The following is a 13451-nucleotide window of genomic DNA, read 5'->3' on the forward strand; positions in this document are numbered from 1 at the left end:
TGAGCGTGTTAAGAAGGGGGAAGACGAAAGAGGATGGTAGAGGAGCTGTATCAACTCATTGATGAACATCTTCTCGATAGAACCACGATGATTCAGATTGTTCCTTAGGCTTTCGTTTATTGTAGATTTAAAGATGTAGACAATTAACATTCATGATTCTAATTTATCACCTGAATAAAATATGCCCATGATCTCACCTTTGAAATAAATGTCAGAACAATGTTAGCGTTTGCTTGTTTCTATCTATCGCCAAAGATATGATTGAAACTAAGTAAACTAACAATTAACGTCAAATATTATGAAGAACATAACAAAGCCAGTATTGCTTCTCTCTGTTTTGCTCCCTTCTGTTTCATTTGCTCAACTGCAACTGTCGCCAGAGGAGTTGGCTAAGAAGAAAGAGATCTATACAAAATTCGATACCCAAAGTGTCAATATAAAACTCAAACAGTTTTACGATGAAGTTGATATACTGCGATATAATAATGATGCAGTGATTAATGAAATTGGTAATAAGCAAGAAGATATAGAGTCCACATATAATTCGTTAGTGAATCTTACGAGTGAAAAAAAAGAAATTAACGAGTATCTTATTAATCGACTGCAAAATAATATTGCTATTTATAATGAAAGCGTTGCTAAGTTAAATAGTGATACTAATAAAGAAGCTCAGCTTGTTAAGAAGATAAAAAATAATGAAGACGAAAAGCAAGCCATAGAAAAGAGCAAAGAGCTAGAACTTGCCAAACTAAAAAAAGACATTGAGACGAGGCTCAAACAAGATGCTGATAAGGAGAAAAAAGTCTTCTTTGATGGAAAGGTTATTTGCTCAAGTTCAATGACCTTAAGTGATTGTTTTAATAAAAATAAAGCAAACATTGTTAGCCAAGCCATGAAGTCAACGGTTGGTGAGTACAGGGTTCATGCAACAAAGGTTGAAGATGCTAACCTAAACATTAATGGTACGTTGTCTTATAGCGTTGCAATCACGTATACACAACCTTTTTCTTTACTTACTATAAAAGAGATAAATAAAGAACTTGGAATAAGTACTAAAGACATTAAACTGTCCTCAAATAAAGAAGCCACATACTACATTAATGGTAAAAAAGTGGGTGAAGGCAAAGAGGTCTTATTTAGAAATTCATATAACTCAAAAGTGATTGTAAAGGCTGTCTACGATAAAAAGTCACAGTCTTCAATTGAAGAATTAGGTCCAGAAAATGACTTATATTATCCATTTTAATATTGGATAATGCCATTTTATGGTTTTGGTTAGTTATACTAAATAACTTTTATAGATCTATTGATTATAACCCAATGTGTTGAGCACGTTTGTGCTCAACTACTGCATTTTATAAACTGAAATCATAAATATGGCACTTGATTCATAACTGTCAAAAAAATGTCAGTGACAAAAAAATAACGCTTTGTGCTTATTTTATATTCTATGTTAAAGGCTCAAGATGAAACATTTTACCGACTCAGTGAGGAAATCACTAAAAAGAGAAGATTGGTATGCTGCCTTATTAACTGCACTCACGTTGCCCGATATATGTGGCAGGCTAGAAAACCCTCAGAAGCAACCTAGGGCGAGGTATCAAAAGTGGTATCAAATATGGGTTTCTTCGCAGTTAGCGGAAAAAACTAATAAACAAACTCGTACCATCTTGCAGCTCCGTGGAGAGGAGTTATATGCGCTCAGATGTGCTTTCTTTCATGAGACAGGTAGTAGCCTAGAGATGAGTAAGTCTCTAAAGATGGTCAAGAAATATAGATTCGTCACTCCTGAAGCATATCGAACGCTGGATGAAAGCAGCATTAAGGAACAAATGGCAATCCCTATCGACACCATTTGTCTTGCTTTAGCAACGGCGACTGATGCTTGGTTTGATAACGTAAGGGATGACCCGGTCGTCATAGAGAGATTAGGCGGCATTCTAAAGGTGCATGGTTAATCAAGCCACCTCTGAAGTATCTTTTACTTATAGGTGGCGTAACTGAACTATTTACAGCTAGGTTTCATCGTATCGTAATTCGGTAACGTCGCCGCTTTTGCTCTTAAGTCTGAAATACGAGTATCGTGAGATGGATGAGTGGACAGAAGTTCTGGTGGTTGACTCCCTCCAGATGCTTTTGCCATGTTCTTCCATAACTCAACACTCTGATTGGGATCAAATCCGCTTTTCGCCATTAATTCTAACCCAACAATATCCGCTTCTGACTCTTGAGTTCGACCGTAAGGTAATATCACTCCATATTGAACCCCAACACCTAAAGCGGCCATTGTGACATCGCGATACTGAGAGCCGCCAAGAGCGGTATTTGTAATTTGAAGTCCCGTATTGGCTAGTTGTGATTGTGATAAGCGTTCGTTACTGTGGTCAGCCAAAACGTGAGCCACTTCGTGGCCTATAACTGTAGCGAGTTGGTCTGGAGTCACTGCTACATTCAATAGCCCTGTATAGACCCCGATTTTACCACCTGGTAGTGCGAAGGCATTAACTTGATCGGAATCGAATACGACCACTTCCCATTCGCTGAATTCAGGCTGGGGTGGTACGTGGTCTGTGATGGTTTTTGCCACACATTGAACATAAGCATTCACTTCTTTATCAGTGCTTACTTTTTGTTCGTTCTTCATTTGCTCAAAAGATTGAGTACCTAATTGACTCATTTGCGCGTCTGAGAACAGAATCAGTTGATTCCGTCCGGTTGGAGACGATGAACATGCTGCAATTGCAGTAGTGACCGCTGCTAAGCAGCAAACCTTTGTCCAAGTCTTCATATGTGAGACTCCCTTAAATGTTATCCGTCCCCTAAGTTGGAATAAGGGGAAACGCGTTACCTACATTTTGATATTTGCCATTCGTGTTAACCACAGGCATCATTCTTATAATTAGTTCACCTAAGTATAGGATTTATCGATGAGTATTTGGAAGAAGAATATCTCATTAGAGGCGTTAAATCGCACTTCTAAGAACACGTTAATTGAGCACCTACAAATTGAATATACGGCGTTCACCGATGACACGTTAAGTGCGACGATGCCTGTAAGTAGCATCACGCATCAGCCGTTGGGGATGCTTCATGGCGGTGCATCTGTCGTGTTAGCAGAGACTTTAGGATCGCTTGCTGCGAACTATTGTGTTGATAATGACCATTACTGTGTCGGATTAGACATCAACGCTAACCATGTGCGAGCGATGCGTTCTGGCTTCGTAATAGGCACAGCACGGCCTATACACCTTGGTGTTTCAACTCAAGTTTGGCAAATCGATATTACCGACGAGAAGCAGAGGTTAGTGTGTACAAGCCGCTTAACGATTGCGGTGAAAAAGAATAAAAAGGCTAGCCGATGATCGTCGATTTTTCTCAAGGTAAGGTGATTGTTACGCCACATGAAATGGTAGTTCGGCTAGCGGTGAGCAATGTAACTTTGCAAGCCCAAGTAGATGCGTTACAACTTATCATTCCAGCATGCGTTATTTCCGCTAATGGTGCGGAGTGTAAATGGTCCGTCAAATTAGACAGTGAGGAACAACTTCGTGCTATTTCCGATGAGACTGGCATAGCGATTTTGACACTGTAACTTGCCAAATAAGCTAATAAAGAGGAAACTTATTTCCAAGTCAACGAATGGTATTTCCTCTTTATGAGCAGTCCCCGCCTAAGAAAGCAATTTGAGATTTTATTTGAGCACTTTTCAGGTCAAGATGCTGAAACACAACTAGAAGATGTGACTGGTATTTTGTTCTGTACTAGGCGAAATGCCCGTATCGTGCTTAACAAACTTGAAGAAGAAGGGTGGATTGAATGGCACCCAGCTGCAGGTCGAGGAAAGCTCTCTCAACTTATCTTCAAACAGAATCGAAATGATGTGAGCGAAACGCTGGCAAGGCGTTACTTGGAAGAGGGGCGTATTGGTCATGCATTAAATGTGCTCGACAAAGACGCAAGTCGATTATCTAATGTTATTCAAAGCTACTTAGGGGTAACTCAATCAGACGGTAAACAAGTCATCCGACTTCCATACTACCGCGCGTTGTCGATGCTTAATCCAACTAAGCCAATGCGCCGTTCTGAAATTCATATAGCACGCCAAGTATTCAGTGGGTTAACTAAATTTGACGAGAATGATGTCCTACAACCGGATATTGCTCACCATTGGCAACAGATCTCTGAAACGCAATGGCGTTTCTACATACGACCTGGTATTCGCTTCCATAACGGTGAACTGCTCAAAATTGACCACATAATTCAAAGTATTGAAACGTTAAAAGGCGCTAACCTTTATAAGCATTTGGACAAAGTTATCTCGCCATCAGCATGGGTCATTGATGTCTACTTTACACAACCCGATTTTCAAGCTCCGATGCTTTTTGCCGAGAATATGGCCAAGGTATTGCCGCCTGAAAATATGCGAGGTGATGACTTCGATCGATATCCTATTGGTACTGGCCCTTATTGTGTGACGACCAATAATGATAAGAGACTAATTTTATCCGCGTTCGATGGCTACTTTGGTTATCGACCTTTGCTGGATACGGTAGAGGTATGGGTCATCGACGAAACGCATTCTACATTGGTTTTCCCTACGTTAGCGGATCCGATTGCCGGAGCTCGCTCTGAAGTTCAAGACGACATTGAACTTGACCCTGGCTGCACCTATTTGTTGTTAAATCGTGTGTCTGGCATTGCTAAAGACGATCATTGGGCTCGTTATCTGAGCAAAAAAATCAATTCGTTGGCGATATTCCGCAAGCTCCCGGAAAAGACCATTGAAGAGCTTGGAATGATTCCCGCGCATGGGCTTAAGCCAGGCTGGTATCATCATCCGACTTCTGAGATACAAGAGCTGCAGAAGGCCGAGTATGAACATATCGCAGATAAAGAAATTAGAATTGCCTATTACGCAGAGCATCCAACGTTCCCAGAGATTGCAAAGGGCATTGAAGAATTACTAAAACAAGATGGAATTCGAACTAAGCTGGTGCGCTATGGTTTAGATTCTCCGGAATTCGATGATATCGACATATGGATTCGCCCTATGGGTATTGCTAGTAAACGCGAGGAAGCATTAGCAGGCTGGTTACTCGGCCACAGTGATATCGAACATATGTCTAAGCCTGAAGACTTTTACCAATGGTCTAAGATCGTCGAAGATTGGCGTGGAAAAGCGAATGAAAAGTTCCCAGCTCAAGAATTGGGTAAAAAGCTGATTCAAAGTTATCAAATCATTCCTATGTTTCATTGTTGGCTGGGTATCAGCAAAGACCATTGTGGTAGTTTGCAAAATGCCAAATGCAATGCGCTAGGTTGGTTTGACTTCAGTAAAGTGTGGGTCAAACCAGACGACCTTGAGATAAACAGTTAGTACAATGGCAAAACCTAATAAAAAAGGTCCAGTGAAGACCGTCGACATTTTCTGTTCCAAATGCGGCGCTAAGCTATTTCGATATCGTAAAGGTGGAAAGGGCGCGCTGGTCAAGTGTTTTAAGGAACGGATTGCCGAAGATTTCACGGAGGAGCTCGGTGTTTGTCCTCAGTGCGTGAGTGTTTTCGGTAGAGCTACATTAATTCGTGGTACGCCAGCGATCAAAATGGTTGGTGGAAAAGTTCGTATGAAATAGGGAAATAGTTGATGAAATCCAATGCCATAACGGTACTTACTACCGTATCAAATGAAAGACAAGCTGATGACTTAATTAAGGTATTATTGGAGAGTCGTCTCGCAGCATGCATTCAGACGCAAAACATCGGTAGCCACTATGTATGGGAAGGGAAAGTCTGTCATGATAAAGAAGTGTTGTTGATCATCAAATCGACTAATGAGGCCTACTCACGTCTAGAACGAACTATTATTGCCAACCACGAGTATGAAGTCCCACAGATTGTTGCCTTACCCATTGAGGCAGGATTTAGACCTTACCTCAATTGGTTAAAACAAAATGTTAAGCCTTAGCTGGCGTCTTTAGAGCAAAAAGTGTCAATGCCGTGATAGCACCTAGCGTGTCACATAGCATGTCCTTTTGCGCATCCCAAATGTCGCCTTGTGAGCCCAAAAAGGCGATCCCCTCATCTCCGCCAGCAATGGCAGCGTACCACCATTCTATGATTTCATAAGCTGCCGCTAGACTCATTATGGCGAATAACGCAAACATGATCGCTGGAATTTTGCTCATTACTTTATTGCGATAGACATATTCCGCAATAGGAAAGGCGTAAAGGCCAATGGAAAAGTGGGCAACTCTATCAAAGTTGTTTCGTTCAGAGCCAATTAACTGATTGAACCAATCAAAAGGGACTTCGGCGAACGTGTACTTCGCCCCTATAGTGTGAAGGGCAAGCCAGATGAACATCAAAACGTAAGCGGGTTTGGAAAACTGGAATTTAGCAGATACTAGCCAAATGAGTAACAAGATGGCCACTGCGGGAACAATCTCTGCCACCCATACTGCTCGCGAGCTTGGCGCAATCGCTGAAAAGACAAAAACGAGACAATATAAACCGGTAAGAAAGGTGAGAATAGGGCAGTAACGCCTCGAGGTTCTGTAATTCATAATATTCGCTATCTAATATCTTTTTTTGTAAGCGTAGTATAACTTTAATAAAACACCGTTCAATTAAGTTGTAACCGTTTTTGGTGATGAATAGCACAAAACACGCAAGCGTTTACACAGCTATACAATAGATTCTTTGAAAAAACGCCAACTTTTTTCTAACATCTGCGTCAAATCATAACGACAAGAAAGCAAAGTCATGAAATTAGAAACGGTTGATTATTTAGCACCAGATGCAGCGGAGCAGTTTGTACGTTCATTAAGAGAAACGGGATTTGGGGTTCTTAAAAACCATCCAATTCCTCAAGAACTTGTAGAATCGATTTATCTGAACTGGCACGCGTTCTTTAGCACAGAAAGGAAGAATGAGTTTCACTTTAATGTAGAGACCCAAGACGGTTATTTCCCGCCTAGTGTGTCTGAAGTTGCTAAAGGGCACTCAGTTAAGGACATTAAGGAGTACTTTCATGTCTATCCTTGGGGACAGATCCCAGAAGAGCTCAAAGAGCAAATTTTGGATTACTATCGAAGAGCGAATGAATTCGCTGCTGAGCTTCTTGGCTGGGTAGAAGAGTATGCTCCGAAAGAAGTAAGTGACAAGTTTTCGATTGAACTGTCTGAGATGATCAAGAACAGCGAAAAGACATTACTACGTGTACTGCATTATCCACCAATGACTGGTAACGAAGAGCCGGGCGCGATTCGTGCTGCTGCCCATGAAGATATTAACCTACTGACGGTTTTGCCTGCGGCGAATGAACCGGGCCTTCAAGTCATGACAAAGGATGATGAGTGGTTGGATGTTCCATGTGACTTTGGAAACTTAATCATCAACATCGGTGATATGCTGCAAGAAGCAAGTGGCGGATACTTCCCTTCGACAACTCACCGTGTTATCAATCCAACTGGTGAGAAGCAAGAGAAGTCTCGTATTTCATTACCACTATTCTTGCACCCAAATCCCGAGGTTGTACTGTCAGATAAATACACAGCTGACAGCTATCTAATGGAACGATTGAGAGAGTTAGGTGTTATCTAACGGATAGAATCAAGGTCAGCTTTATGCTGGCCTTTTTTGTGTACTCAAGGGATGGAAGTGCTAATCTCTAAATGAAAGCACAGTGTAATAGGAGAGGATGATTGACAGGGTCTACAGATTGCGAAGTCAAATCTCATCGACAAGCAGATAACCCATTGCTTTGGTCGGTATTACATTTAATTGAGAACAATGTGGATGGTTTGAAAATTCATACCTTAGCTTCTCAACTCGCCGACGCAAGCTTGATACCTTCATTGGATGAATCTCCAGAAAAAGATCTTTTTAAACGAAACTTCTTACTAATGAATGCCCTTTATCAGCTACAAGAGTTACTGATACCCGAGAAGTGGTTGCAAGTCGAAGCTATGAACATTCAACTTTTGTCTTACCGTTCCACGGAGCACGCCATAGATAAAAATAACCCATTGAGAGAATATTATCTTGATTGGTCACACTATGAGGCTGATACAGGAGAGGTCAAACGTTTGTTAGAGGACTTTTGGCAACGGTATAAACATTTTGTTGGTGTTTCATCTGTGACAATGTCACGAAGTGTTGCGCTTAAGTGTTTTGAATTAAATGAGTGGGCAACACAAAGAGAGATAAGACAAGCGTGGCGTAAACTCGCCCTTAAGTGGCATCCGGATCGTGAAGGTGGGGATGCTGAGAAGTTTAGACGTTACTGCGAAGCGTGGTCACTATTGAAGGAGTAGTGAGTCTGATGACTCACTACATTTGGCATAACCCAATTAACGCGGCTGACGCATTTTCGCGCCTCTGAGGCGGTTTAAGGTCGCTAGCGTATCAACCAATCTTGGCTTTGCAAGATCACCTGAATTTGGCATAGTCGCACTCCAATCACCTTGAAGCAGTTCGGATAGCGCTTTTGGTGGATGTGTTGACCAACCAGGCTGTTGTGCTAGTTGGAACAATAGCCAACCAATAGCATTGAGCTCAGAATTTGATTCAAGCTGCTCCAGTGCTTGGACATCAATAAACTCTTTTCCAAATCGTAAACTGTTTGCGCCTTTGCCAGATACTCGGAATTTTCCATCGATCAATAGCTGCTGTAGGTGTGCGCAATCAACATGACGAGGTGGAATCAGTTCCAGAGGTTTCTCACATTCATTCTGCCTCTCAGTTGGATGAAGCGCGATGACTTGTTGTGCTTTCTCTGTGACATCAATTGCCTGATAGTCATGCATTTGAATCACAGTATCCGCAACATCTAAGTAGTCGCCAGAGCCACCCATAACAATGATAGTTGAAATGTCTAGCTCATCTCTTAACTGCCCAACACGGTCAACAAATGGTGTAATAGGTTCATCACCTTTAGATACTAGTGCTTGCATACGCTCATCACGAATCATGAAGTTCGTTGCTGAGGTATCTTCATCAATCATGATAGTGCTGGCACCTGCTTCAATGGATTCTTGTAGCCATGCTGCTTGAGACGTAGAACCTGAAGCATCTTGGGTACTGAAATCAGAGGTTTGTTTACCAAACGGCAGATGATTAATGTAATTACTCAAGTTTAAATTGTGAATTGAGCGTCCGTCTTCCGCTTTAATTTTGCATGAATCTGCATCGGTGACGATCCCTTCGCGACCATCACCAGGGATATGATCGTAAATGGAGCGTTCAAGTGCGTTAAGCAAAGTCGATTTACCATGGAAGCCGCCACCAACAATTAATGTGACACCTTTGGTGATACCCATGCCTTTGATATAACCTTGATTGGGACGATGTAACGTTACTTCGAGTGATTCTGGTGACGTGAATGGAATGGCGTCTTTCATTGGTAAATCACAGTTACCTGCGATTCGAGGTAATACACTTCCATTGGCAACGAAGGCAATTAAGTTATTCGCAGCAAGCTGCTCTCGTAGTGCTACCTGATCTTCTACTGCTTCGCAGTGCTTCTTAAGTTCTTGAATGTTTAATTCGCGCTCTAATGTCGCTTTACGAATATATTTTGGTAGATGGAACGTCAGCATATTAATGGCTTTCTTCGCTAAGATGCTGCGACCTTCCGCTGGCAAGTTAACGCGAAAACGAAGCTCAACCCCTTCGTCGGTAAAAATAACGGCTGTTGAGTCCATCACCGTTTGACCAGTTAATGAAATGGAGACATTGTTCTCTTGCTTTGCAAAAGCAGCAAATTGGCGAGCAATATAGTCTCGCGCGGCAATTTGATAAGCTGGTGACTGATCTTTTAACCATTCAAGACCGCTTGGCGCCCATTGTCTGAATGCTCGTACGCGTGATGCCGCTGCGTAAGGGTCAGATTGAACATGATCTATATGAAAATCAAAGTCAGAGAAATCGTAACTACCTTTGATTTGCTGGTAAGCACGATAATTTTGCTTCTCGATTTTTTTTAGTTTGGCGATTAATAGATCCATGTCGAATGTCTCGAATTTCTTAAGGTTGGTGCGGGATTATAGGAGCCTCACAGCTGCGGGTAAAGCACTATGCTGTAAAATAAAAGGTTATCGGATTATGAATTGCTTGGGCGGCGGGTACTGTTTTTCGAGATGGGCCTCAAATATATCTCTAGGCATTGGTTTAGCGTAGTAATACCCTTGTGCGACGTCGCAACTCTCGGTTGCTACGAATCGGTGTTGCTCTGATGTTTCTACACCTTCGACGACGACTTGCTTGTTTAGCTTTTTAGCTATATTGATTATTGAACGAAGTATCGCTTTATCCTGAGCATTGTGAAGTATGTTAGAGAGGAATTCTTTGTCTATTTTTATGCAATCGAATGGAAGTTTTCGAAGATAGCTAAACGAAGCATACCCAGTACCAAAATCATCAAGAGCAAATCGAACGCCATGTCCCTTAAGGCGAACTATATTTTGATAAGCCACTTCGAAGTTAGAAACAAGACAACTTTCAGTGAGTTCTAGTTCTAAATTGGTTGATGGTAACTCATTGTTTTCTAAAATCTCGAGAACTCTGTCAGCAAAGCGGGCTGAACAGATCTGTTTTGCAGATACGTTCACAGACAGAGTGAAATCAGGTGCGATTTCAATCCATTCAGAGGCTTTATCAATCGCACTCCTAAGCACGAAGTAACCTACTTCAACAATAAGCCCATTTTGTTCGGCCATATGAATTAGAGCTTCATTGGAGATGTCACCCAAAACAGGATGCTTCCAACGCAGCAATACCTCCGCACCTATCCATTTATCATTCTTTAAGTCGATCTTTGGTTGAAAATAAAGAATAAGATCGTCATTTCTCACGGCCTGAAGTAAATAGTGTTCAAGCTGGTTAAACTCTTTCTGCTCATCTTGGTCTGCTTGGGTGAATGTACTTACAGTTGCCCCTGACTCTTTACATGATACTGCAGCGTGAAATGCGTTATTGATCAGGTCTGTAGAGTTATCGGTATGGTACGAGTTTGCCACGCCCATAAAGACATGTAGATGCACTTCTTGATCGCGATAAAACATGCCTTGCCGTGCTACTTCGGACAGTTGTCGACAAAGGTTGGGTAAAAAGTGCTCGTCGAAAGAGGGAACAATGGTTGTTAATGCAAGTTCAGTCGTTGAAATACGAGCGTAGTAATGGATGTGTGGCGTGTTTTTGCTAATCTTCTGTTCCAATAACGATAGCAACGTATCAAAGCCATCGCAGCCAATCCTGGCTTGAATTCGTTCTCCGTTAGTGATTTGGATAAAAATGACAGAAAGATACGCATTACCGTCAATGATAGCCCGACTGTTGAATGAGGCTTCTAGAGCATTTTCCAACCCCTGTCTGTTTAACATGTTAGTGGCCGAATCATGATTTTTCTGATACTGCATCTGCCTTTCTAGAAGGGAATTTTTCGATTTTAGGTTTTGAAGATTTTGTTCAAGCAAAGCAATCTGGTGGTCACGTTCTTTAAGTGACGTTTTAAAGCTTAATTCCATGTCCAAAATCGTTTGTGAGAGTTTTTTTTGTGCAGCAATGGATTGAATCTGATCGACTAGTAGGCGTAGCGTGTTTTTTGCATCCTTATCAAATTGATGAATGATAAACGCTAAACCTAACGGCTTGTCGCTGGCGTTGAAGATTTCGAGATAATCGACAGTATATTGGGACATATCCATGTTTAGTTTGTCTAAAAGCTTTTCAAAATACTTGGCGATTGATTCATGGTTACAAGGGAATCGAAAGGGGGCAGAGGATTCATCTCCCTTTTGAAATAGTGACGTTGCGCTCTTATGGTCAATGTATTGTAAAGCTATCGATTGGTTTTGCAGTGTACAATATCCCCATACAGGTTCATTCATACGGTCACTTTCGTGTAATGTAAGTACGCCTCTTATCTTTCGAATATCCGAATCAGAAAGAAAGCCTAAAGGTTCTAACGCTTGATAATTACGCATAGATAGTTCCACATCCTGTGGTTTGTAATGATCACTGATTATTGATTCAACCGAACTTTATTATTCTTTAAGTATAAGTAGTCTATTAGCGGCGAGCGATGCACGGAGGCTTTACAGGTAGGTAGATAGGGATAAGAATAACCACAGTCTCAAAAGTGAGACTGTGGTTAAAAGATGCAATAAACTATGGTTTTAATCGATAAAGACTATCTACATCAACTTCTTTAGAATAGTCGACCCCATCTAGGGCAAATCCATTCAGATTCAAGAATGTTCGCTGGAAACCTTCAAAATCACCAACGGCTTTGAAATTGTCTGCGTCCATTTGGTCGAGTAGCTTACCTACTTGATTTTGAATATCTGGATCCAGTTCCCAGTCGTCCATTCGAATCAAACGCTCACCGTCCACTGGAATTTTGCTTTGGCCGTAGAGTTTGGTTGAAAACAAACGTTGCATCTGCTCAATACACTCTTCGTGCTTACCTTGTGCTTTCATGGTCTTGTACAAAGCAAGTAGGTAAGGGCTCAAACCCGGGATAAACACACTCGCTTTTGTGACCAGTGCTTTGCAAACTGTAGCGTAAGCTTTGCCATTGAAATTAGACAATTCCAAGTTTAAGGCATGGCTAGTTTGGTGTAAGTCTACTTTCGCTCGGCCAAGAGTTCCGTCTAAATAAATAGGGTGTGTTACTGCTGGGCCGATATACGAGAATGCAATAGTTTTGAATCCATCTGCTACAGAGTCAGAATTAACCAGAGTATCAATCCAGCTTTCCCAATCTTCGCCGCCCATGACTTTGAGAGTGCCTTCAATTTCTTCATCGTTGGCCGGCTCTAAAGTGGTGTCTTCCCATTGTTCAGTTTCTAGGTTGATAGTTGCACCGGAAACAGACTCTCCAATAGGTTTAATTGCAGAACGCCAGAAGCCACCTTCGCTATTCGGTCTTACTCCAGTAGCAAGGCTATAGATAACCAGATCCACTTCTCCTTCAAAGTAAGTCTCAATAGCCTCTATAACTTGTTCTCTTACGTCCGTTGAAAATGCGTCTCCAACGATGTTAATAGCGCGTCTACCGGCTTGCTCTGCACGTTTCTTGAAGTAAATGTTGTTGTACCATCCGGCAGAGCCGACGCCTTTCTCAGAAGGCCCTCGCTCGAAGGAAACACCAATGGTATCTGCCTCAGCACCACCAAATGTAAGAGCAATTCTCGCTGCTAATCCAAAACCAGAAGATGCACCAATAATGAGTACTCGTTTAGGTCCGTTCTTGATCGGATCGGCAGACTTTACGTAATCAATTTGGTTATCGACCGCCTTTTTACAGCCCTCTGGGTGGGCTGACCGTGCGACGACACCGCTGATAATCGGTTCAATTATCATTTATACAACCTATCTAAGACGATGATAAAGGAACAGAATAACGTAAAGTGTTGTAAATTATATTGAGCTAGGGCATCAAAAAGGTG

At 41.7% G+C, this 13451-nt stretch carries 14 protein-coding genes; 9 read left to right on the plus strand and 5 right to left on the minus strand.

The annotated features are described in order from the left end of the window. Positions 1-298 precede the first annotated feature (298 nt). Together OH456_RS04675 and OH456_RS04680 are read left to right on the plus strand one after the other, a co-directional pair. A complete protein-coding gene (locus OH456_RS04675) occupies positions 299-1246 on the plus strand; it encodes a hypothetical protein (RefSeq protein WP_006071700.1) in 948 nt (315 codons plus the stop codon). A 496-nt stretch (positions 1247-1742) separates the two neighbouring features. After that, positions 1743-1958: a hypothetical protein gene (locus OH456_RS04680; RefSeq protein WP_124942147.1), complete on the plus strand. Its 216-nt coding sequence runs from the start codon at positions 1743-1745 to the stop codon at positions 1956-1958. A gap of 47 nt (positions 1959-2005) precedes the next feature. Here the strand turns inward: OH456_RS04680 and OH456_RS04685 are convergent, their stop codons facing one another. After that, positions 2006-2788: a M48 family metallopeptidase gene (locus OH456_RS04685; RefSeq protein WP_270032906.1), complete on the minus strand. Its 783-nt coding sequence runs from the start codon at positions 2786-2788 to the stop codon at positions 2006-2008. A 139-nt stretch (positions 2789-2927) separates the two neighbouring features. Between OH456_RS04685 and OH456_RS04690 the strand changes: the two genes are divergently transcribed. From OH456_RS04690 to cutA, 5 genes are all read left to right on the plus strand, one after another. After that, positions 2928-3362, plus strand: a complete 435-nt coding sequence (locus OH456_RS04690; protein WP_124942146.1) for a hotdog fold thioesterase — start codon at positions 2928-2930, stop codon at positions 3360-3362. Beyond that, positions 3359-3592 (plus strand): DUF3389 domain-containing protein, encoded by a 234-nt coding sequence (locus OH456_RS04695; RefSeq protein ID WP_236111633.1) that lies wholly within the window; start codon positions 3359-3361, stop codon positions 3590-3592. Before OH456_RS04690 ends, OH456_RS04695 begins: the two co-directional genes overlap by 4 nt. A gap of 63 nt (positions 3593-3655) precedes the next feature. Beyond that, positions 3656-5377 (plus strand): SgrR family transcriptional regulator, encoded by a 1722-nt coding sequence (locus OH456_RS04700; protein WP_270032907.1) that lies wholly within the window; start codon positions 3656-3658, stop codon positions 5375-5377. Between the two features lie 4 nt (positions 5378-5381). Then, positions 5382-5633 carry a hypothetical protein gene (locus OH456_RS04705; protein ID WP_270032908.1) on the plus strand — a complete coding sequence of 84 codons (252 nt, stop codon included), beginning with the start codon at positions 5382-5384 and terminating at the stop codon, positions 5631-5633. Positions 5634-5644: 11 nt separating this feature from the next. Further along, complete coding sequence (gene cutA, locus OH456_RS04710; RefSeq protein WP_006071711.1) at positions 5645-5965, plus strand: divalent-cation tolerance protein CutA; 321 nt, start codon at positions 5645-5647, stop codon at positions 5963-5965. Here cutA and OH456_RS04715 read toward each other — a convergent pair. Beyond that, positions 5955-6563, minus strand: a complete 609-nt coding sequence (locus OH456_RS04715) for a DUF2238 domain-containing protein (RefSeq protein WP_038222427.1) — start codon at positions 6561-6563, stop codon at positions 5955-5957. The two genes, cutA and OH456_RS04715, sit on opposite strands and share 11 nt — an antisense overlap. A 199-nt stretch (positions 6564-6762) precedes the next feature. Here OH456_RS04715 and OH456_RS04720 point away from each other — a divergent pair, with 199 nt between their 5' ends. Together OH456_RS04720 and OH456_RS04725 are read left to right on the plus strand one after the other, a co-directional pair. Next, positions 6763-7602 carry an isopenicillin N synthase family dioxygenase gene (locus OH456_RS04720; RefSeq protein ID WP_006071715.1) on the plus strand — a complete coding sequence of 280 codons (840 nt, stop codon included), beginning with the start codon at positions 6763-6765 and terminating at the stop codon, positions 7600-7602. Positions 7603-7703: 101 nt separating this feature from the next. Beyond that, positions 7704-8315: a DNA-J related domain-containing protein gene (locus OH456_RS04725; protein WP_124942142.1), complete on the plus strand. Its 612-nt coding sequence runs from the start codon at positions 7704-7706 to the stop codon at positions 8313-8315. A 36-nt stretch (positions 8316-8351) separates the two neighbouring features. Here OH456_RS04725 and OH456_RS04730 read toward each other — a convergent pair whose 3' ends face one another. The 3 genes from OH456_RS04730 to fabV all read right to left on the minus strand — a co-directional run bounded on the left by OH456_RS04730 (position 8352) and on the right by fabV (position 13365). Beyond that, on the minus strand, positions 8352-10007 hold the full coding sequence (locus OH456_RS04730) for an ABC-ATPase domain-containing protein (RefSeq protein WP_270032909.1): 1656 nt from the start codon (positions 10005-10007) through the stop codon (positions 8352-8354). Between the two features lie 87 nt (positions 10008-10094). Next, a complete protein-coding gene (locus OH456_RS04735) occupies positions 10095-11984 on the minus strand; it encodes a putative bifunctional diguanylate cyclase/phosphodiesterase (RefSeq protein ID WP_006071721.1) in 1890 nt (629 codons plus the stop codon). A gap of 184 nt (positions 11985-12168) precedes the next feature. After that, a complete protein-coding gene (gene fabV, locus OH456_RS04740; RefSeq protein ID WP_270032910.1) occupies positions 12169-13365 on the minus strand; it encodes an enoyl-ACP reductase FabV in 1197 nt (398 codons plus the stop codon). Positions 13366-13451: the final 86 nt, after the last annotated feature.

Source organism: Vibrio sp. La 4.2.2 (genome assembly GCF_027586995.1).
Classification (GTDB): Bacteria; Pseudomonadota; Gammaproteobacteria; order Enterobacterales; family Vibrionaceae; genus Vibrio; species Vibrio mediterranei.